Source organism: Pseudomonas azotoformans (assembly GCF_900103345.1).
Taxonomy (GTDB): Bacteria; Pseudomonadota; Gammaproteobacteria; order Pseudomonadales; family Pseudomonadaceae; genus Aquipseudomonas; species Aquipseudomonas azotoformans.
The window spans coordinates 6,111,624-6,132,694 of record NZ_LT629702.1 but is presented as its reverse complement, the minus strand read 5'-3'; the positions used below and the strand labels follow the sequence as shown (position 1 = coordinate 6,132,694).

General features: G+C 62.7%; 17 protein-coding genes. 9 read left to right on the top strand and 8 right to left on the bottom strand.

The annotated features are described in order from the left end of the window. Positions 1-16: 16 nt before the first annotated feature. The 7 genes from cheB to BLR69_RS27750 form a co-directional block, all read right to left on the bottom strand. Positions 17-1,027 carry a chemotaxis response regulator protein-glutamate methylesterase gene (cheB, locus tag BLR69_RS27780; protein WP_071492630.1) on the bottom strand — a complete coding sequence of 337 codons (1,011 nt, stop codon included), beginning with the start codon at positions 1,025-1,027 and terminating at the stop codon, positions 17-19. Next, positions 1,024-3,297 (bottom strand): hybrid sensor histidine kinase/response regulator, encoded by a 2,274-nt coding sequence (locus BLR69_RS27775; RefSeq protein ID WP_071492631.1) that lies wholly within the window; start codon positions 3,295-3,297, stop codon positions 1,024-1,026. The genes cheB and BLR69_RS27775 overlap by 4 nt, the downstream gene beginning before the upstream one ends. After that, positions 3,294-3,995, bottom strand: a complete 702-nt coding sequence (locus BLR69_RS27770) for a chemotaxis protein CheW (protein WP_071492632.1) — start codon at positions 3,993-3,995, stop codon at positions 3,294-3,296. Before BLR69_RS27770 ends, BLR69_RS27775 begins: the two co-directional genes overlap by 4 nt. Further along, a complete protein-coding gene (locus BLR69_RS27765) occupies positions 3,992-5,251 on the bottom strand; it encodes a CheR family methyltransferase (protein WP_071492633.1) in 1,260 nt (419 codons plus the stop codon). Before BLR69_RS27765 ends, BLR69_RS27770 begins: the two co-directional genes overlap by 4 nt. Next, positions 5,248-5,760 carry a chemotaxis protein CheW gene (locus BLR69_RS27760; RefSeq protein WP_071492634.1) on the bottom strand — a complete coding sequence of 171 codons (513 nt, stop codon included), beginning with the start codon at positions 5,758-5,760 and terminating at the stop codon, positions 5,248-5,250. Before BLR69_RS27760 ends, BLR69_RS27765 begins: the two co-directional genes overlap by 4 nt. Beyond that, the gene (locus tag BLR69_RS27755) at positions 5,760-7,382 is read right to left on the bottom strand and encodes a methyl-accepting chemotaxis protein (RefSeq protein ID WP_071492635.1); all 1,623 of its coding nucleotides are present in this window, start codon (positions 7,380-7,382) and stop codon (positions 5,760-5,762) included. The genes BLR69_RS27760 and BLR69_RS27755 overlap by 1 nt, the downstream gene beginning before the upstream one ends. 214 nt (positions 7,383-7,596) lie before the next feature. Further along, entirely contained in the window at positions 7,597-8,304 is a 708-nt protein-coding gene (locus tag BLR69_RS27750; RefSeq protein ID WP_071492636.1) for a tellurite resistance TerB family protein, read from the bottom strand. 168 nt (positions 8,305-8,472) lie between these two features. On the opposite strand from BLR69_RS27750, the gene BLR69_RS27745 reads away from it, so the two are divergent. From BLR69_RS27745 to BLR69_RS27705, 9 genes are all read left to right on the top strand, one after another. Beyond that, positions 8,473-9,384 carry a LysR family transcriptional regulator gene (locus BLR69_RS27745; protein ID WP_032891728.1) on the top strand — a complete coding sequence of 304 codons (912 nt, stop codon included), beginning with the start codon at positions 8,473-8,475 and terminating at the stop codon, positions 9,382-9,384. Positions 9,385-9,516: 132 nt separating this feature from the next. Then, positions 9,517-10,974 carry a gamma-aminobutyraldehyde dehydrogenase gene (locus tag BLR69_RS27740; RefSeq protein ID WP_071492637.1) on the top strand — a complete coding sequence of 486 codons (1,458 nt, stop codon included), beginning with the start codon at positions 9,517-9,519 and terminating at the stop codon, positions 10,972-10,974. Between the two features lie 72 nt (positions 10,975-11,046). After that, entirely contained in the window at positions 11,047-12,198 is a 1,152-nt protein-coding gene (gene ydcS, locus BLR69_RS27735) for a putative ABC transporter substrate-binding protein YdcS (protein ID WP_071492638.1), read from the top strand. A 205-nt stretch (positions 12,199-12,403) separates the two neighbouring features. After that, positions 12,404-13,438 carry an ABC transporter ATP-binding protein gene (locus BLR69_RS27730; RefSeq protein ID WP_071492639.1) on the top strand — a complete coding sequence of 345 codons (1,035 nt, stop codon included), beginning with the start codon at positions 12,404-12,406 and terminating at the stop codon, positions 13,436-13,438. Between the two features lies 1 nt (position 13,439). Further along, complete coding sequence (locus BLR69_RS27725) at positions 13,440-14,369, top strand: ABC transporter permease (RefSeq protein WP_071492640.1); 930 nt, start codon at positions 13,440-13,442, stop codon at positions 14,367-14,369. Next, positions 14,359-15,168 (top strand): ABC transporter permease, encoded by an 810-nt coding sequence (locus BLR69_RS27720; protein WP_025856826.1) that lies wholly within the window; start codon positions 14,359-14,361, stop codon positions 15,166-15,168. The genes BLR69_RS27725 and BLR69_RS27720 overlap by 11 nt, the downstream gene beginning before the upstream one ends. 167 nt (positions 15,169-15,335) lie before the next feature. Next, positions 15,336-16,760 carry a gamma-aminobutyraldehyde dehydrogenase gene (locus BLR69_RS27715; RefSeq protein WP_071492641.1) on the top strand — a complete coding sequence of 475 codons (1,425 nt, stop codon included), beginning with the start codon at positions 15,336-15,338 and terminating at the stop codon, positions 16,758-16,760. A 139-nt stretch (positions 16,761-16,899) separates the two neighbouring features. Then, the gene (locus BLR69_RS27710) at positions 16,900-18,762 is read left to right on the top strand and encodes an NAD(P)-binding protein (RefSeq protein WP_071492642.1); all 1,863 of its coding nucleotides are present in this window, start codon (positions 16,900-16,902) and stop codon (positions 18,760-18,762) included. Between the two features lie 337 nt (positions 18,763-19,099). Further along, on the top strand, positions 19,100-20,725 hold the full coding sequence (locus tag BLR69_RS27705; RefSeq protein ID WP_071492643.1) for a glucan biosynthesis protein D: 1,626 nt from the start codon (positions 19,100-19,102) through the stop codon (positions 20,723-20,725). 54 nt (positions 20,726-20,779) lie between these two features. On the opposite strand, the gene BLR69_RS27700 is transcribed toward BLR69_RS27705, so the two are convergent. Beyond that, positions 20,780-20,965: a hypothetical protein gene (locus BLR69_RS27700; protein ID WP_071492644.1), complete on the bottom strand. Its 186-nt coding sequence runs from the start codon at positions 20,963-20,965 to the stop codon at positions 20,780-20,782. Between the last annotated feature and the right edge of the window lie 106 nt (positions 20,966-21,071).

The window sequence follows — 21,071 nt, the reverse complement described above, 5'->3', positions numbered from 1 at the left end:
CCGCGAGAGGCCTTGTTCATTTGGCAAAGACCTCCAACAGTCGGGGCGCAATTCTATCCAGTGGGCGAATTTCAACAGCAGCATCAATCGCCGCCGCCGCTTTGGGCATGCCGTACACCGCCGAGCTGTGCTGATCCTGGGCGATGGTCAAATAACCTTGTTCACGCAGCAATTTGAGGCCCTGGGCCCCGTCGCGCCCCATGCCGGTCAGCAGTACGCCGACGGCATCGCCATTCCAGTGGCTGGCCACGCTTTCGAAAAACACGTCGATCGAAGGCCGGTAAATCTCGTTCACCGGTTCAGCGGTATAGGCTAGCGTGCCATTCTTCAATAAACGAATGTGATGGTTGGTGCCGGCCAGCAGGACCACGCCGCTTTGTGGCGGCTCACCTTCACGGGCCAGGCGTACCGGCAGGCCGGAGGCGCTGCTCAGCCATTCGGCCATACCGGCGGCGAACACCTGGTCCACATGCTGCACCAGCACGATGGCGGCGGGAAAGTCCCGGGGCAAGCCCTTGAGCAGGATTTCCAGGGCAGCCGGGCCACCCGCCGAAGACCCAATGGCCACCAGGCTCTGGCGCTTGCCGGTCATGCGCGGCGCGACGGTTTCGGCGCGTACACGGCTGCCACGCTGGCCGATCAGCCAGCCGATATTGAGGATCTTGCGCAGCAGCGGCGCCGCTGCATCCTTGGGGTTGCCCACGCCCAGGGTCGGCGTGTCCACCACGTCCAGGGCGCCATGGCCCATGGCTTCGAACACCCGGCTGACATTGGCCTGGCGGTCGACGGTCACGATGACGATGGCGCACGGGGTCTCGGCCATGATCTGGCGCGTGGCCTCCACGCCGTCCATCACCGGCATGATCAGGTCCATCAGGATCAGGTCCGGGGTCAGTTCGGCGCAGCGCTGCACCGCCTCCAGGCCGTTGCTGGCCACCCACACCACTTCGTGCGCGGGCTCGAAGCTCAAGGCGCGGCGCAAGGCCTCCACCGCCAGGGGCATGTCATTGACGATCGCAATCCTCATGCCCGTGCGCCTCCGATCAGTTCCACCACGGCGTCCAGCAGGGCGTCATCGTGGAAACTGGCTTTGGCTAAATAATAGTCGGCGCCGGCGTCCAGTCCACGACGTCGGTCTTCTTCACGGTCTTTGTAGGACACCACCATCACCGGCAACGATTGCAGGCGACTGTCACGGCGCAAGAGTGTGACCAATTCAATACCGTCCATACGAGGCATATCAATATCAGTGATCAACAGGTCAAAGTCTTCGGAGCGCAAGGCGTTCCAGCCGTCCATGCCATCGACCGCCACGGCCACTTCATAACCACGATTAAGCAGCAATTTGCGTTGCAGTTCGCGCACGGTCAGCGAATCGTCCACCACCAGCACCCGCTTGCGCGGCGCCTCGGTGGTTTGCTGGCTGCGCCGGGCAATGCGTTCCAAGCGGCCGGTGTTGAGCAACTTGTCCACCGAACGCAGCATATCTTCGACGTCGACGATCAACACCACCGAGCCGTCGTCCAGCAAGGCACCGGCAGAAATATCCTGGACCTTGCCCAGGCGATCATCCAGCGGCAGCACCACCAGCGTACGCTCGCCGATAAAACGCTCCACGGCAATCCCGTACACGGCATCGCGCTCGCGAATCACCACCACTTTCAGGGTGTCCGACTGACTCTGCCCCGCCGGGCGTTGCAACAACTGGCTGGCGGCGACCAGCCCGACATGCCGGCCCTCGTGCCAGAAATGCTGGCGGCCTTCCAATTGCACGATGTCGTCAGGCGCCAGGTCGCACATGCGTTCGATATGGGCCAGCGGGAACGCATAGGCTTCTTCGCCGACTTCCACCACCAGACTGCGCACCACCGACAGGGTCAGCGGCACTTCCAGGTGGAAACGACTGCCCTGCCCCGCCGTCTGCTCCAGCACCACCGCACCGCGCAGTTGGCGAACCATATGCTGCACCGCATCCAGGCCGACGCCGCGCCCTGACACTTCGGTGACCTTGTCGCGCAGGCTGAACCCCGGCAGGAACAGAAACGTCAGGAGCTCTTCTTCGCTCAGGCGCAGGGCGGTTTCCAGCGGCGAGAGGTGCCGATCGACGATGGTGCCGCGCAGGCGCTCCAGGTCGACGCCGTTGCCGTCATCGCTCAGTTCCAGTACCAGCAACCCGGCCTGATGGGAGGCGCGCAGGCGTATCAAGCCTTCCGCCGGCTTGCCCGCCAGCAGGCGTTGCTCAGGCATTTCGATGCCGTGGTCGACAGCGTTGCGCAATAAATGAGTGAGCGGCGCTTCGAGCTTTTCCAGCACGTCGCGGTCAACCTGGGTCTTTTCGCCTTCGATCTCCAGGCGCACTTGCTTGCCGAGGCTGCGGCCGAGGTCGCGCACCATGCGCACTTGCCCGGCCAGCACATCGGCAAACGGGCGCATGCGACAGGCCAGCGCGGTGTCATACAGCACTTGCGCACGCTGGCCGGCCTGCCAGCCGAACTCGTCCAGCTCGGCGGTTTTTTCCGCGAGCAGGGCCTGGGCTTCGCTGAGCAGGCGGCGGGTGTCGGCCAGGGCTTCCTGGGCTTCGAGGGGCAGTTGTTGAGTCTTGAGTTGCCCGTCCAGGGTATCCAGCGCGCGCACGCTCTGGCTCTGAATGCGCTTGAGGCGTTGCAGGCTGGCCAGGTAGGGCTTGAGCCGCTGGGTCTCCACCAGGGATTTGCTCGAAAGGTCGAGCAGGCTGTTCAAACGCTCGGCGGTCACCCGCAGTACGCGCTCGCCGCCTTCGGTCATACGCTTGTTCTGGCGTGGCGGCTCGGCGACCACCGGCGGCGCAGGCTCGGGTTCGGGCTCAGGCAGCAGTGCTTCGACAAGGGGCGCCGGTTCTGGCACAGGTGCAGCGTTGACAGGCGCCTGGGACGGGTCGAGCAAACGCTCCATCAGCGCCACATAGGCCTCGATATCCGCCGGCCCCACATCATTGCCCGGCGTGGCGATGCGCATCAGCAGGTCGGTGCCTTGCAACAGCGCATCGATATGTTCGGGTTGCAGATACAGGCGGCTTTCCTGGGCGCTGACCAGGCAGTCCTCCATGACGTGGGACACGCTGACCCCGGCGTCCACTCCAACAATGCGCGCCGCGCCTTTGAGCGAGTGCGCGGCGCGCATGCACGCTTCAAGCTGGTCGGCCTGGGTCGGGTTGCGTTCCAGGGCCAGCAGGCCCGCGCTCAATACCTGGGTCTGGGCGTCGGCTTCCAGGCTGAACAGTTCCAGCAGCGAGGCATCGCGCATCTGGTCGGGGGTCATGTGAGGCTCCGGGTCACGGCAGACAACAATTGCGCCTCGTCCAGCCAACGCAGGCTGCGGCCTTTCCACTGCAACACGCCTTGGGTGTAGCGCGCACTGGCCTGGGTGCCCGAGGCCGAGGCGGCCTTCAAGGTGCGCTCATCGATGGCATGGATGCCATCGACTTCATCCACCGGCACCACCACCGGACCATCCTGCGCAGCGATGATCAACATGCGCGGCATGATGCGCCCACCGCTGGCGCCGTTACTGGTGGCATCCAGGCCCAGCAGTTCCACCAGCGACAGGCACGCCACCAGCGCACCACGGACATTGGCCACGCCGAGCAAGGCGCGGGAACGTTGGTGCGGCAGCGAGTGAATCGGTTGCAGCGGCGCGACTTCCACCAGGCAGCGGGTGGCAATGCCCAGCCACTCCTCACCGAGGCGAAACATCAGCAGGGAGCGGGTGACCACGTCTTCGCCCAGTTCCACGACGGCATGCGGGCGATGCGCGTCCTGCTGCAAGGCGTAGCGGTCCAGCAAGCGTGTGGCCGCTGCGGAGTACACCGAGCAGTTGCGGCAGTGAATATGGTCCGCCAGCAACGGGCAGGACTTGTCGCCGTGGATGCCGATGCGGTTCCAGCAGTCGTCGATGGCCTGGGTATCGGCCAGGGTCAGGTCCAGCCCTGCGGTATCGAGCGCGTCGGTGTTACTCATCGTTTGGACTCACTGTCAGCTCGCTCACTGCGCGCGGCCCGCGCCTGCAAGCGGCGCGCCCCCGCACTGTCGCCCTGGGATTCGAGCAACGCGGCCAGGTGCATCAAGGCCTGCGGGTGCTGGGGTTCCAGGTACAAGGCTTTTCGATAATAACCCTGGGCTTCCAGGGCACTGCCGGCCACGTCGCTGAGCAACCCCAGCCAGTAGAACACCTGGGCGGCCGGCGGATGGTGACTCAAATACTGTTCGCATGCAGCACGGGCGTCAGCGCTTTTGCCTTCGTTGGCCAAGGTGGCGATGCGGCTGAGCAAGTCGCCCGCATCGGTGTGCGGCGTTTTGATCGGCAGCACTTGGGCACCGACGCTACTGAACGGCCTCGGCTTGACCGGAATCGGCGCGGCACTGCGCTGTGGAACCGGTGCAGGCACGGGCACAAACACCGGCTCGGGCTTGACCGGCGCGGCATGCCGACTGAACGCAAAGGACTGCGGCACACCAATCGAGCGCATGCCATGGCGCCCCAGCAGGCTGCCCTCGGCCGGGCCGATAAACAGCACGCCGTCCACATGGGTCAGGCCCTTGAGCACGTCGAACACTTGTTTCTGGGTCGGCTGGTCGAAGTAGATCAGCAGGTTGCGGCAGAACACGAAGTCGTAGCTCGCCTCATTGGCCAGCAGTGTCGGATCGAGCAGGTTGCCGACTTGCAGGCGCACCTGTTCGCGCACGCGCTCGGCAATGTGATAACCGTCGCTGTGTTCGGTGAAATGGCGGTCACGGAAGGCGATATCGCCGCCGCGAAAGGAGTTTTTGCCATACACCCCACGCCGCGCGCGCTCCACCGACAACGGGCTGACATCCAGGCCCTGCACCTTGAACTGATGCGGCGCCAACCCGGCATCCAGCAACGCCATGGCGATCGAGTAAGGTTCTTCACCGGTGGAGCACGGCAGGCTGAGGATACGCAGCGCACGCATCTGCTTGATTTCGGCCAGGCGCGCCTTGGCCAGGCGGGCCAGGGTCGCAAAGGATTCGGGGTAACGGAAAAACCAGGTTTCCGGGACGATCACCGCTTCGATCAGCGCTTGCTGTTCATCCTGGGAGCTTTGCAGGTACTGCCAATATTCGCCGGGGGTCTGCGCGTTGACCGCCTGAGTGCGTTGGCGCACCGCGCGCTCGATAATGGCTTCGCCGACCGAGGCAACGTCCAGGCCGATGCGCTCTTTCAGGAAGGCAAAGAAACGCGGGTCGTGGCTCATAGGCTCAACTCGGGGCAAAACAGCACGGCGCGCACGTCGTCGGTCAACAGGTCATTCACACCGATCCATTGCATCAGGCCCCGCGCATCTTCGCGCACCGGTCCCAGGTACGGCGCCTGGCGGTTGTCCAGGCCATAGGGCTGGAACTCCGCCGGGTCGCAGCGCAGGGTGTCGGTGGCCTGTTCCAGGATCAACCCCAGCCAACGTGGCTCGCGCCAGGGCTCGGGCTGGTAATTGACCAGCACCAGCCGGGTGCTGGTGCGCGCCTGGGCGGCGGTGCCGAAGGTCAGGGCGCTGAGGTCGATCACCGGCACCAGCGCGCCGCGATGGGCAAAGATGCCCGCCACCCACAGCGGGGCATGGGCAATCGGTTTCAACGGCAGGCGCGGCAGTACCTCGGCCACTTCCGTGGCCTTGAGGGCATAACGTTCGTTGCCGATGTGAAACACCAGGAACAACGCCTTTTTCGCTGCCGGGACGGCGCCGCGTTTAGCCGCGAGGTCGCTCATCAGACTTTGAAACGCGACACGCCGCTGCGCAGACCGACCGCCACCTGGCTCAGCTCATCGATGGCAAAGCTGGCCTGGCGCAGGGACTCGACGGTCTGGCTGCTGGCATCGCCCAGTTGCACGAGGGCGTGGTTGATCTGCTCGGCACCGGTGGCCTGGGCCTGCATGCCTTCATTGACCATCAACACCCGCGGCGCCAGCGCCTGTACCTGGTGGATGATCTGCGACAGTTGCTCGCCCACTTGCTGCACTTCAAACATGCCACGGCGCACTTCTTCGGAGAACTTGTCCATGCCCATCACACCCGCCGACACTGCCGACTGAATCTCGCGCACCATCTGTTCGATGTCGTAGGTGGCCACGGCGGTCTGGTCGGCGAGACGGCGCACTTCGGTGGCGACCACGGCAAAACCGCGGCCGTATTCACCGGCCTTCTCGGCTTCGATGGCGGCATTCAGCGACAACAGGTTGGTCTGGTCGGCGACCTTGACGATGGTCACCACCACTTGGTTGATGTTGCCAGCCTTCTCATTGAGGATCGCCAGCTTGGCGTTGACCAGGTCGGCGGCGCCCATCACCGAGTGCATGGTTTCTTCCATGCGTGCCAGGCCTTGCTGGCCGGAACCGGCGGCAACCGACGCCTGGTCGGCAGCGGTGGACACTTCGGTCATGGTGCGCACCAGGTCCTTGGAGGTGGCCGCGATCTCGCGGGAGGTAGCGCCGATCTCGGTGGTGGTGGCGGCCGTTTCGGTGGCGGTGGCCTGTTGCTGCTTGGAGGTGGCGGCAATCTCGGTCACCGAGGTGGTGACCTGCACCGACGAGCGCTGAGCCTGGGACACCAGGGCCGTGAGCTCGGTCATCATGTCGTTGAAGCCGGTTTCGACCGCGCCGAACTCGTCCTTGCGTTCCAGGTTCAAGCGCTTGCTCAGGTCGCCGTCGCGCATGGTTTCGAGGATATCGACGATGCGCTGCATGGGCGCCATGATCGCGCGCATCAGCAGCAGGCCGCACAAACCGGCGGCGAGGATGGCCAGGGCCAGCGATACGAACATGCTGATTTTCGCGGCGGATACGGCATCATCGATCGCGTTGGTCGCACGGTCGGCGACGTTCTTGTTCTCGGTAATGATGTCGTTGAGCTTCATGCGGCCGGCGACCCAACTGGGCGTCATCTGCGTGTCGAACAGCTTGCGTGCGCCGGCTATGTCCTTGTTCTGCAGGCGCTCTATCACGGCAGCCAACGCCTTGTTGTAGGCCTGGTGCTGGGCTTCGAATTTATCGAACTCGGCCTGGTCGTCGCCGCCATTGATGGTCGCCTGGTAGTTGGCCATCTGCTGCATGATGCGCGCTTCATAGGACTTGAAGTCGGCCTTGTCGGTATCGGTCAGGCCCTTGTCTTCACGCAGGCCGATCAACTCCAGAGTCTGCAGGTAACTGTCGACCCACGCGCTGCGGATCATGGAACTGAGGTAGACCCCGGGCACAGCATCGTCGCGCACCGCGACTTCACTGGTTTCGATCTTCAGTAACCGTGAATAGGAGACCACGACCATTAACAGCATGATGGCGATAATGACCGCAAAACTTGCCAGGATGCGTTGGCGCAAGGTCCAGTTCTTCACAGTAATTCCTCGGAGGGCCATTCAAATGGAGGGGAGTATAGCTGAGCAGAAGACCTCATTTATCAACAGGTTTTGATGTAGCGTCCACAGAATGCAAATGTGCGAGGGGGCTTGCCCCCGATGGCGGTGTGCCAGCCAACTGTAAATAGACTGAAACACCACTATCGGAGGGGCAAGCCCCCCTCGCACATTTTGATCGCTGCACGCCCCGTCTTTACGCGTTCAGCCGCACCTGTTTTTCCAGTTCCAGCTTCAAGCCGGGCTCAAGCTTCAGTTGGCGGGCCAGTTCGTCAAGGTAGGCCTTCTCCATGAAGTTCTCCTCATCCACCAGCATCACGCTAGCGATGTACATCTCGGCCGCCATTTCCGGGGTGCCTGCCGCGCGAGCCACATCGGCCGGGTCGAGGGGTTTGTTGAGCTCGGTATGGAGCCAGCTTTGCAGCTCGCGGTCGTTATCCAGCTTGGTGAATTCACATTCGATCAGCGCACGCTCGCGCTCGTCCACATGGCCATCGGCCTTGGCCGCCGCGACCAGCGCCTTCAGGATGGCCTGGCTGTGTTGTTCGACCTGGGCCGGTGGCAAGCGGTCGATGGTCTGTGGCTCGCCCTGGGGTGCGCTGGCCTGATTGGCCTGCCAGTTGCCGTAGGCCTTGTACGCGATAACGCCCAAGGCCGCCAAACCGCCGTAGGTCAATGCCTTGCCGCCGAATTTGCGCGCCTTCTTGTTGCCCAGCAGCAGGCCCATGGCTCCCGCCGCCAGCGCGCCGCCACCGGCACCACCGAGCAGGCTGCCCAGGCCGCCACCGCCGAGCAGACCGCCCAGCGCACCTTTGTCGTCCTGTTTACGCTGGCCGCCAGCCTTGTTTTGCAGCATGTCCTGGCCAGACTTGAGCAACTGATCGAGCAATCCACGGGTATTCATTCGCAGCCTCCAGACACTTGGGTTCATAGGACCAATAGGCCCCCAGCGTAAAACTAAGTGCCAAAAAGCCCTGATCTAGAGTGCTTCCAGATGTAACGCGGCCGCCCTTCACTTAAATCGATATACACTCGGGTAAATCTATAAAAACACCCCACCGGTAATTCCAGCATGATGACCTTGCGTCAAATCCGGCACTTTATTGCCGTGGCCGAGACCGGCTCGATCTCCGCTGCCGCGCAGACGGCGTTTATCTCCCAGTCGACGCTGACCCTGGCGATCCAGCAATTGGAGCAGGAAATCGGCGTCAACCTGTTCAACCGTCACGCCAAGGGCATGACCCTCACCCACCAGGGCCATCAGTTCCTGCGCCAGGCGCACTTGATTCTCGCCACCGTCGACAACGCCAAGCGCAGCCTGCAGCAGAGCACCGACCAGGTCGCCGGGCAGTTGATCATCGGTGTGACCAGCCTGGTGGCGGGTTACTACCTCGCCGACTTGCTGACCCGCTTCCAGCGCGCCTACCCCAACGTGGAAATCCGCGTGATGGAGGATGAACGCCCGTACATCGAGCATTTGCTGGTCAGCGGTGAAATCGACGTGGGCGTACTGATCCTCTCCAACCTCGAAGACCGCCACGCGCTGCAGACCGAAGTGCTCACCCACTCCCCTCACCGGCTTTGGCTGCCGGCACAGCATCCGTTGCTGGAGCACGACAGCATCAACCTGGCCGACGTGGCGCGCGAGCCGTTGATCCAGCTGAACGTTGACGAAATGGGCCAAAACGCCCAACGCCTGTGGACCAGCGCGGGGCTGCAACCGCGCGTCACCCTGCGCACCGCCTCCACCGAAGCGGTGCGAAGCCTGGTGGCAGCAGGCCTCGGCGTGTCGATCCAACCGGACATGACCTACCGCCCGTGGTCGCTGGAGGGCGACATTATCGAAGCACGGCCCATTGCCGACCTCAGCCAGACCCTCGACGTGGGCCTGGCCTGGCGCCGTGGCACGGCGCGCCCGGCGCTGGTGGACCCGTTCCTGACAGTCGCCCGTGAACAGCCGCACCCGCGCAAGCCATCTATTTAATCGAATGCTGCATTCAGTATTTAGTATTTGTTGACCTCGCGCCTGGCCTCTACTCTCAGCTAATCCATAAGAGAAGGCCGGGCGCCTTGTAAGAGAACGCCCATGGCCACACAAGAAAAGAGATCGCGAAAAATGTCCGGCGCGCCCACCCCGCTGCTTACTGCGTTGCTGATCGACGGCGAACTGGTCCAGGGCCAGGGTTTTGCCGAGCCGATCCTCAACCCGGCCACCGGTGAAGTCCTCACCCAGATCGCCGAAGCCAGCACCGAGCAGGTCGAGAGCACGATCCTTGCCGCCCACCGCGCCTTTGCCGGCTGGTCGCGCACCACGCCGCAGCAACGCTCGAACATCCTGCTGGGCATTGCCGATGCCATCGAAAAGCAAGCCGATTACCTGGCCCGCCTGGAATCCCTGAACTGCGGCAAGCCGTTGCACCTGGCGCGTCAGGACGACTTGAGTGCCACCGTCGATGTGTTCCGCTTTTTCGCCGGGGCGGTGCGTTGCCAGACCGGGCAACTCAGCGGTGAATACCTGCCGGGCTACACCAGCATGGTGCGCCGTGATCCGATTGGCGTGGTGGCCTCGATTGCGCCGTGGAACTACCCTCTGATGATGGCCGCGTGGAAAATCGCCCCCGCCCTGGCCGCTGGCAATACGCTGGTGTTCAAGCCGTCGGAACACACGCCGCTGTCGATCCTCGCCCTTGCCCCAGTGCTCAAAGACCTGTTGCCACGCGGCGTGATCAACATTCTGTGTGGCGGCGGTGAAGGCGTCGGCAGCCATCTGGTCAGCCACCCCAAGGTGCGCATGGTCTCGCTGACCGGCGATATCGTCACCGGGCAGAAGATTCTGCAGGCCGCCTCCAAGACCCTGAAACGCACGCACCTGGAACTGGGCGGTAAGGCGCCGGTGATCGTGTGCAACGACGCCGACCTGCAAGCCGTGGTCGAAGGCGTGCGCGCCTATGGTTACTACAACGCCGGCCAGGACTGCACCGCCGCATGCCGCATCTACGCCCAGGCCGGTATCCACGACAAACTGGTCGCCGAGCTTGGCGCCGCCGTGAGCAGTCTGCGCTTTGCCGGCAAGCGCGACGCCGACAACGAGTTGGGCCCGCTGATCAGCACTCGCCAGCGCGACCGCGTGGCCAGTTTTGTCGAACGCGCCCTCGGCCAGCCGCATATCGAACGCATCACCGGCGCCGCCGTGCATTCCGGCGCGGGCTTCTATTACCAGCCGACGCTGCTGGCCGGCTGCAAACAGAACGATGAAATCGTGCAGCGTGAAGTATTCGGCCCAGTGGTCACAGTGACGCGTTTCGACGAGCTGGAACAGGCGGTGGACTGGGCCAACGACTCCGAATACGGCCTGGCCTCGTCGGTGTGGACCCAGAACCTGGACAAGGCCATGCAAGTAGCCTCGCGCCTGCAATACGGCTGCACCTGGATCAACAGTCATTTCATGCTGGTCAGCGAAATGCCCCACGGCGGCTTGAAGCGCTCGGGGTATGGCAAGGATCTGTCCAGCGATTCGCTGCAGGACTACAGCGTGGTGCGGCACATCATGGCGCGCCATGGCCAGCATCTTTAAAACAACAACTAAGCTCTTGCGTTACCGGTTCAAACAACTGCCCCGACCATAATTAAAGAAGAGGGAACCCCCATGTCTGCGCACAAGACCGCACTGCTCAGTGCTTTGACTACCGCGCTGCTGGCCAGCGCCAGCCTCCAGGCCGCCGAACCGCTCAAGGCGGTGGGTGCCGGTGAAGGCCAGCTGGATATCGTCGCCTGGCCCGGCTATATCGAACGCGGCGAAAGCGACAAGGCCTACGATTGGGTCAGCGGTTTCGAGAAGGAAACCGGCTGCAAGGTCAACGTGAAAACCGCCGCCACCTCTGACGAAATGGTCAGCCTGATGGCCAAGGGCGGGTATGACCTGGTGACCGCGTCCGGCGATGCTTCGCTGCGGCTGATCGTCGGCAAACGGGTGCAGCCAATCAATACCGCACTGATCCCCAACTGGAAGAACATCGACCCCCGCCTGAAAGACGCGCCGTGGTACGTGGTCGGCCAGCAAACCTACGGCACCCCGTACCAGTGGGGCCCAAACGTGCTGATGTACAACACCAATGTATTCAAGACCGCGCCCATCAGCTGGAATGTGCTGTTCGAGCCGCAGAACCTGCCGGACGGCAAGCCGAACAAAGGCCGCGTGCAGGCGTACGACGGCCCGATCTACATCGCCGACGCGGCGCTGTACCTCAAGTCGACCAAGCCGGAGTTGGGCATCCAGAACCCCTATGAACTGACCGAAACCCAGTACAAGGCCGTGCTCGAATTGCTGCGCGCCCAGCAACCGCTGATCCACCGCTACTGGCACGACACCACCGTGCAAATGAGTGACTTCAAGAACGAAGGCGTGGTGGCCTCCAGCGCCTGGCCGTATCAGGTCAACGGCCTGCAGAACGAGAAGCAGCCGATTGCCTCGACCATTCCGAAGGAAGGCGCCACCGGTTGGGCCGACACCACCATGTTGCACGCCGAGGCCAAGCACCCGAACTGCGCCTACAAGTGGATGGACTGGTCGCTGCAACCAAAGGTCCAGGGTGATGTGGCCGCCTGGTTCGGCTCCCTGCCGGCGGTGCCGGCGGCGTGCCAGGCAAGCGAATTGCTCGGCGCCGAAGGTTGCAAGACCAACGGGTTCGACCAATTCGACAAGATCGCCTTCTGGAAAACCCCGCAGGCGGAAGGCGGCAAGTTCGTGCCGTACAGCCGCTGGACACAGGATTACATCGCGATCATGGGTGGCCGCTAAGGTCTCCCAGACAACAGAGGTCTCCTGTGGGAGGGGGCTTGCTCCCGATAGCGGTACATCAGACACACTTGTGTCGACTGGTGCACAGTCATCGGGGGCAAGCCCCCTCCCACACTGGGCCGAGTACATCTCAGTACCGCATTGTTTTTTCAGAAGTCCAGGCCGGGCCGCTGCGACGACCCGCGCCTTTTCGGAGCACCGCACCATGACGCTTGCAGTCCAATTCACCCACGTTTCCCGTCAGTTCGGCGAAGTGAAAGCCGTTGACCGGGTTTCCATCGATATCCAGGACGGCGAGTTCTTTTCCATGCTCGGCCCTTCCGGCTCGGGTAAGACCACCTGCCTGCGCCTGATCGCCGGGTTCGAGCAGCCGAGCGCAGGCTCGATCCGTATCCATGGCGAAGAAGCCGCCGGCTTGCCGCCGTACCAGCGCGACGTGAACACCGTGTTCCAGGATTACGCGCTGTTCCCCCATATGAATGTGCGCGACAACGTCGCCTACGGCCTCAAGGTCAAGGGCGTGGGCAAGACCGAGCGCCTCAACCGCGCCGAAGAAGCCCTGGCCATGGTCGCCCTCGGCGGCTACGGCGAGCGCAAGCCGGTGCAGCTCTCCGGTGGCCAACGCCAACGGGTCGCCCTGGCCCGCGCCCTGGTCAATCGTCCACGGGTGTTGCTGCTGGATGAACCCCTGGGTGCCCTCGACCTCAAGCTGCGCGAACAGATGCAAAGCGAGCTGAAAAAGCTGCAACGCCAACTGGGTATCACCTTTATCTTCGTGACCCACGACCAGACCGAAGCGCTGTCGATGTCCGACCGCGTCGCAGTCTTCAACAAAGGTCGCATCGAACAGGTCGACACCCCGCGCAACCTCTACATGAAACCCGCCACCGCGTTCGTCGCCGAGTTCGTCGGCACCTCCAACGTGATTCGTGGCGAGTTGGCCCAGCGCCTCAGCGGCAGCGCGCAGCCGTTTTCGATCCGTCCGGAACACGTGCGGTTTGCCGAGGGCCCGCTGGGCGTCGGCGAAGTGGAAATCAGCGGTTTGCTCCACGATATCCAGTACCAGGGCAGCGCCACCCGCTATGAGCTGAAACTGGAAAACGGCCAGGCGTTGAACATCAGCCAGGCCAACAACCAGTGGCTGGACATCAGCAGCGGCCACCAGGTCGGCCAGTCCATCACCGCCCGTTGGGCGCGGGAAGCCATGACCCCGCTGACCGACAGAGCAGGCGAGGTGTGACATGAGCCTGGCTATTTCCCACCCGCCGATGCGCAGGTTTTCCAACCTGCTGTACCGCAAGCCCAACCTGTACCTGGCGATGCTGCTGGTGCCGCCGCTGATCTGGTTCGGCGCGATCTACCTGGGTTCGTTGCTGACCCTGCTGTGGCAGGGTTTCTACACCTTCGACGACTTCACCATGGCGGTCACGCCAGACCTGACCCTGGCCAACTTCGCCGCGCTGTTCCAGCCGTCGAACTTCGACATCATCGTGCGCACCCTGAGCATGGCGATCGTGGTGTCGATCGCCAGCGCCATCGTGGCCTTCCCCATCGCCTACTACATGGCACGCTACACCACGGGCAAGACCAAGGCGTTCTTCTACATCGCGGTGATGATGCCGATGTGGGCCAGTTATATCGTCAAGGCTTATGCCTGGACCTTGCTGCTGGCCAAGGGCGGCGTGGCGCAGTGGTTCGTGCAGCACCTGGGCCTGGAGCCGGTGTTGCAGTTCGTGCTGGGCATTCCCGGCGTGGGCGGCAGTACCTTGAGCACCTCGCACCTGGGGCGGTTCATGGTGTTCGTCTATATCTGGCTGCCGTTCATGATCCTGCCGATCCAGGCGTCCCTGGAACGCTTGCCGCCCTCGCTGCTGCAAGCCTCGGCCGACCTGGGCGCCAAACCGCGCCAGACCTTCATGCAGGTGATATTGCCGCTGTCGGTGCCAGGGATTGCCGCCGGTTCCATCTTCACCTTCTCGCTGACCCTGGGCGATTTCATCGTGCCGCAACTGGTCGGCCCGCCCGGCTACTTCGTCGGCGGCATGGTCTACGCCCAGCAAGGCGCCATCGGCAACATGCCCATGGCCGCAGCGTTCACCCTGGTGCCGATCGTGCTGATCGCGGTTTACCTGTCCATCGTCAAACGCCTGGGGGCCTTCGATGCACTCTGAAAAATCCTCACTAGGCCTGAAGATCGCCGCCTGGGGCGGGTTGGTGTTTCTGCACTTCCCGATCCTGATCATCTTCCTCTATGCCTTCAACACCGAAGAAGCCGCGTTCAGCTTTCCGCCCCAGGGCTTCACCCTGAAGTGGTTCAGCGTGGCGTTCGCACGGCCGGACGTACTGGAGGCGATCAAGCTGTCGCTGCAGATCGCCGCCATCGCCACGCTGATCGCCATGGTCCTCGGCACCCTGGCCTCGGCGGCGCTGTATCGCCGCGAGTTCTTCGGCAAGCAAGGCGTGTCGCTGATGTTGATCCTGCCGATTGCGCTGCCGGGGATCATCACCGGTATCGCGCTGCTGGCGACGTTCAAGACGCTGGGCATCGAGCCGGGGATGTTCACCATCATCGTCGGCCACGCGACCTTCTGCGTGGTGATCGTCTACAACAACGTCATCGCCCGCCTGCGCCGCACCTCCCACAGCCTGATCGAGGCCTCGATGGACCTGGGCGCCGACGGCTGGCAGACCTTCCGCTACATCATCATGCCCAACCTGGGCTCGGCACTGCTGGCCGGCGGCATGCTCGCCTTTGCGCTGTCGTTCGACGAAATCATCGTCACCACCTTCACCGCCGGCCACGAACGCACCTTGCCGCTGTGGCTGCTCAACCAACTGAGCCGCCCACGCGACGTGCCGGTGACCAACGTGGTGGCGATGCTGGTGATGCTGGTGACGATGTTCCCGATTCTCGGTGCCTACTACCTGACCCGCGGCGGTGAAAGCGTGGCCGGGAGTGGCGGTAAATAGCTTTGCGACTGGAGAAACGCGATTCAAATGTGGGAGCGGGCTTGCTCGCGAATGCGGTCCATCAGACACACATGCTTCGACTGACACACTGCATTCGCGAGCAAGCCCGCTCCCACATTTAGAGCCGGTTTTTTCAGGGAAACAACAATAAATTTGAGGAGAAGACCATGCAAACCAAACTACTGATCAACGGCCACCTGGTCGAAGGCGAAGGCCCGGCGCAGGCTGTATTCAACCCGGCGCTCGGCCGCGTACTGGTAGAAATCAAGGAAGCCAGCGAAGCCCAGGTCGACGCCGCCGTGCGCGCCGCCGATGCGGCCTTCGAAGGCTGGTCGCAAACCGCACCCAAGGATCGTTCGCTGCTGCTGCTGAAACTGGCGGACGTGATCGAGGCCCACGGCGAAGAACTGGCCAAGCTGGAATCGGACAACTGCGGCAAGCCCTACAGCGCCGCGCTCAACGATGAAATCCCGGCGATTGCCGACGTGTTCCGTTTCTTTGCCGGCGCCAGCCGCTGCATGAGCGGTTCGGCCGGCGGTGAATATTTGCCCGGCCATACCTCGATGATTCGCCGCGACCCGGTGGGCGTGATCGCGTCCATCGCGCCGTGGAACTACCCGCTGATGATGGTCGCCTGGAAAATCGCCCCGGCCCTCGCCGCCGGTAATACCGTGGTGCTCAAGCCGTCGGAGCAAACCCCGCTGACGGCCTTGCGCATGGTCGAACTGGCCGCTGATATCTTCCCGGCCGGCGTGCTCAACCTGGTGTTCGGCCGTGGGCCTACCGTGGGCAGCCCGCTGGTGAGCCACCCTAAAGTGCGCATGGTGTCGCTGACCGGTTCCATCGCCACCGGCGCAAACATCATCTCCAGCACCGCCGACAGCGTGAAGCGCATGCACATGGAGTTGGGTGGCAAGGCGCCGGTGATCATCTTCAACGATGCGGATATCGACGCCGCCGTCGAGGGCATCCGCACCTTCGGCTTCTATAACGCTGGCCAGGATTGCACGGCGGCGTGCCGTATTTATGCACAGGCCGATATCTACGATGCGTTTGTCGAGAAGCTCGGTGCGGCGGTCGCCAGCATCAAGTATGGATTGCAGGATGACCCGGCCACCGAGTTGGGGCCATTGATCACCGCGCAGCATCGCGACCGTGTCGCGGGTTTCGTCGAGCGCGCCGTGGCACAGCCGCACATTCGCCTGATCACGGGTGGCAAGGCCGTGGAAGGCAATGGTTTCTTCTTTGAACCGACCGTGCTGGCTGACGCACAGCAGGACGACGAGATCGTGCGCCGCGAAGTCTTCGGGCCGGTGGTATCAGTGACCAAGTTCAGCGACGAAGCTCAGGTGCTGGACTGGGCCAACGATTCGGACTACGGGCTGGCCTCGTCCGTGTGGACCGCCGACGTAGGACGCGCCCATCGCTTGGCCGCACGTCTGCAGTACGGCTGCACCTGGGTGAACACCCACTTCATGCTGGTCAGCGAAATGCCTCACGGCGGTCAGAAACTGTCCGGCTATGGCAAGGACATGTCCATGTACGGGCTGGAGGACTACACCACCGTGCGGCATGTGATGTTCAAGCACTGATCCGCCCCCCCTGTGGGAGCGGGCTTGCTCGCGAATGCATGACATCGGACATACCTATGTCGACTGACACACCGTATTCGCGGGCAAGCCCGCTCCCACAGGGGATCTCCCTATAACAATAAATATTCGTAGGTCCCCCATGGATATCACCCGCCGCGACTTCCTCAACGGCGTCGCTATCACCCTCGCCGCCGGCATGACCCCACTGCAAATCCTGCAAGCCGCCCCCGACGGTCGTTACTACCCTCCTGCCCTGACCGGCCTGCGCGGCAGCCACGCCGGCTCGTTCGAAGTAGCGCACCAGATGGGCTGGGAAAAGAAGGTGTTCGACACCGACAAACTGCCGATCACCGAGCACTATGACCTGGTGGTCGTGGGCGGCGGCTTGAGCGGATTGTCGGCGGCGTGGTTCTACCGCGAGAAGCACCCCAAGGCGAAGATCCTGATCCTGGAAAACCACGACGACTTCGGCGGCCACGCCAAGCGCAATGAATTCCAGGCCGGTGGCCGCATGATCATCGGCTACGGTGGCAGCGAGGCGTTCCAGTCGCCCAACCACCTGTACAGCAAGGAAGTGAACGGGCTGTTGAAAAAGCTCGGCGTGAACATCAAGCGCTTCGAAACCGCCTTCGACCGCCAGTTCTACCCCGGTCTCGGGCTGTCGCGCGGGGTGTTTTTCGACAAGGAAAACTTCGGCGAAGACAAACTGGTGACCGGCGACCCGACGCCGATGGTCGCCGACGACATCGCCCCCGACCAACTCAACGCACGGGCCATCCGCGACTTCATCAATGACTTCCCGTTGCCAGCGGCAGACCGCCAGGCGCTGGTCGAGTTGCACACCGCGCCCAAGGACTACCTGCCAGGCAAGACCGCCAAAGAAAAGGCCGACTACCTGGCCGCCACCAGCTACCGCGATTTCCTGCTGAAGAACGTCGGCCTGTCGGAAGGCGCGGTGAAGTACTTCCAGAGCCGCACCAATGACTTCATGGCCCTGAGCATTGATGCGGTGGCGTCGGCGGATGCCTACAACGTGGGTTTCCCCGGTTTTGCCGGGATGAACCTGGCGCCGATCAGCGAAGAAGCCGCTGCTGAAATGGAAGAGCCCTACATCTATCACTTCCCGGACGGCAATGCGTCGGTGGCGCGCTTGCTGGTGCGCAGCCTGATCCCGGGCGTGGCACCAGGGCACACCATGGACGATATCGTGCTGGCGGCGTTCGACTACGCCAAGCTCGACCAGCCCAAGGCCGCCGTACGCCTGCGACTGAACAGCACGGCGGTCAGCGTGCGTAACGTCGGCGACGGCGTGCATATCGGCTACAGCCGTGGCGGACAACTCGCACAAGTGCGTGGCAAACGCTGCATCCTGGCCTGCTACAACATGATGATTCCGTATCTGTTGAAAGATTTGCCGGCACCGCAAGCGCACGCCCTGAGCCAGAACGTGAAGTACCCGCTGGTGTACACCAAGGTGGTGATCCGTAATTGGCAGTCGTTCCAGAAGCTCGGCGTGCACGAGATTTACGCGGCAACCCAGCCCTACAGCCGAATCAAACTGGACTACCCGGTGAGCATGGGCGGCTATGACCACCCGCGCGACCCGACGCAGCCGATCGGCTTGCACATGGTCTACGTGCCCACCAGCCCCAACAGCGGCATGAACGCCCGCGACCAGGCCCGCGCCGGGCGTGGCAAGTTGTATGGGCAGACGTTCGAACAACTGGAAGCGCAGTTGCGTGACCAGCTGCAACGCATGCTCGGGCCCGGTGGTTTCAACCATCAGACCGATATTCTGGCGATCACTGTCAACCGCTGGTCACACGGTTATGCGAGCTTCTCCAACAGCTTGTTCGATGATGCCGATGAAACCGAAGCGTGGATGAAGCTGGCGAAAAAGCCGCTGGGGCATGTGAGCATCGCCAACTCGGATGCAGCGTGGAGTGCGTATGCCCATGCGGCGATTGATGAGGCGTTCAGAGCAGTGGGTGAAGTCACCTGAAATGCAGTCTAAATGTGGGAGGGGGCTTGCCCCCGATTGCGGTGGACCAGCGCAATATTCAGTGACTGGCATACCGCTATCGGGGGCAAGCCCCCTCCCACCTTTGGATCTTCATATTTCGTAAGTAATGTTTTGGCCACAGAATTGGAAATGTCTTGTCGCACTTGCAATGCCATCACCCCGCTATCAATCAATTTTCCTACGTCATCGAACCGCTTAAGCTATCCGGCGTCTGTTTAATGTCCGTTGCGTTTGGTCGAAGGCATGTCCGAACCGTAATTTCTGATCCGCTACGTGCCAGGAACGGCGCGGGATTTGCTCACGACAGGTTGTCTCTATGCACCGCAGGAATTTGCTCAAAGCGTCCATGGCCATTGCGGCTTACACCGGGTTGTCGGCCAGCGGCCTGCTCGCCGCCCAGGCCTGGGCCGGGAACCGTGCTGCCGATGGCAAGGCCGTGGCGTTCGACTTCGACACGCTCAAGGCCCAGGCCAAACAACTCGCCGGGACCGCTTACAAGGACACCAAACAGGTGCTGCCGCCCACGCTGGCGACCATGACCCCGCAGAATTTCAACGCCATCGGCTACGACGGCAACCATTCGCTGTGGAAAGAATTGAACGGCCAACTGGACGTGCAGTTCTTCCACGTCGGCATGGGCTTCAAGACGCCGGTGCGTATGCACAGCGTCGACCCCAAGACCCGCGAAGCCCGTGGGGTGCATTTCCGTCCTTCGCTGTTCAACTACGAAAAAACCACGGTCGACACCAAACAGCTGACCGGCGACCTGGGCTTTTCCGGCTTCAAGCTGTTCAAGGCGCCGGAACTGGACCGCCATGACGTACTGTCGTTTCTCGGCGCCAGCTACTTCCGCGCGGTGGACAATACCGGGCAATACGGCCTTTCTGCCCGTGGCCTGGCCATCGACACCTATGCGAAAAAACGCGAGGAGTTCCCCGACTTCACGCAGTTCTGGTTTGAAACCCCGGACAAGAACGCCACCCGCTTCGTGGTCTACGCCCTGCTCGACTCGCCAAGCGCCACCGGTGCGTACCGCTTCGATATCGACTGCCAGGCCAACCAGGTGGTGATGGCCATCGACGCGCATATCAATGCACGTACCACCATCGAACAACTGGGTATCGCGCCGATGACCAGTATGTTCAGTTGCGGCACCCACGAGCGCCGCATGTGCGACACCATCCACCCGCAGATCCACGACTCGGACCGCCTGGCCATGTGGCGCGGCAACGGCGAGTGGATCTGCCGCCCGCTGAACAATCCCGTCAAGCTGCAATTCAACGCATTTGCCGATAAAGACCCGAAAGGCTTCGGCCTGGTGCAGACCGACCACGAATTCGCCAGCTATCAGGACACCGTGGACTGGTACAGCAAGCGCCCGAGCCTATGGGTCGAACCGACCACCGCCTGGGGCGAAGGCTCGATCGACCTGCTGGAAATCCCGACCACCGGCGAGACGCTCGATAACATCGTAGCCTTCTGGACGCCGAAAACACCCGTGGCCGCTGGCGACTCGCTCAACTACGGCTATAAGCTGTACTGGAGTGCCCTGCCGCCGGTAAGCACGCCGTTGGCGCAAGTCGATGCAACCCGTTCGGGCATAGGTGGCTTCACCGAAGGCTGGGCACCGGGGGAGCACTACCCGGAAGTCTGGGCGCGCCGCTTTGCCGTGGACTTCAAGGGCGGCGGCCTGGACCGCCTGCCGCCGGGCACCGGCATCGAGCCGGTGGTGACCTGTTCCCATGGCCAGGTGAAGGACTTCAGCGTGCTGGTACTGGATAACATCAAGGGCTACCGCATCCTGTTCGACTGGTACCCGACCAGCGACAGCGTGGAGCCGGTGGAACTGCGCCTGTTCATTCGCACCCAGGACCGCACCTTGAGCGAAACCTGGCTGTACCAGTACTTCCCGCCGGCACCGGACCAGCGCAAGTACACTTGATCCCCACGTAGGAGCTGGCTTGACGACATCGCAGGCAAGCCAGCTCCTACAAGTTCAGAACCGCGACACACTCTTCATCGCCCCAATCAAATAACGCATCGCCACCTGATCGTTCTCGGTCAGCGCGCGGTACTGCGCCAGCAGCTCCACCTCATCCGAGCTCAACCTTCGGCCACGCAAAGACACCCTGCGGGTCAGAAAAGACGCTACCGCACCCGCTACACCATAGGACTTGGCCATGGACTGCTTCTCCTGATATCCATCAAATACTCCTGGTGCCCATTACCCTCCTCCCCTTAAGCGCAACGTCTGCGTGGGAAAACCGACTGACTTCCTGGGCCAGAAA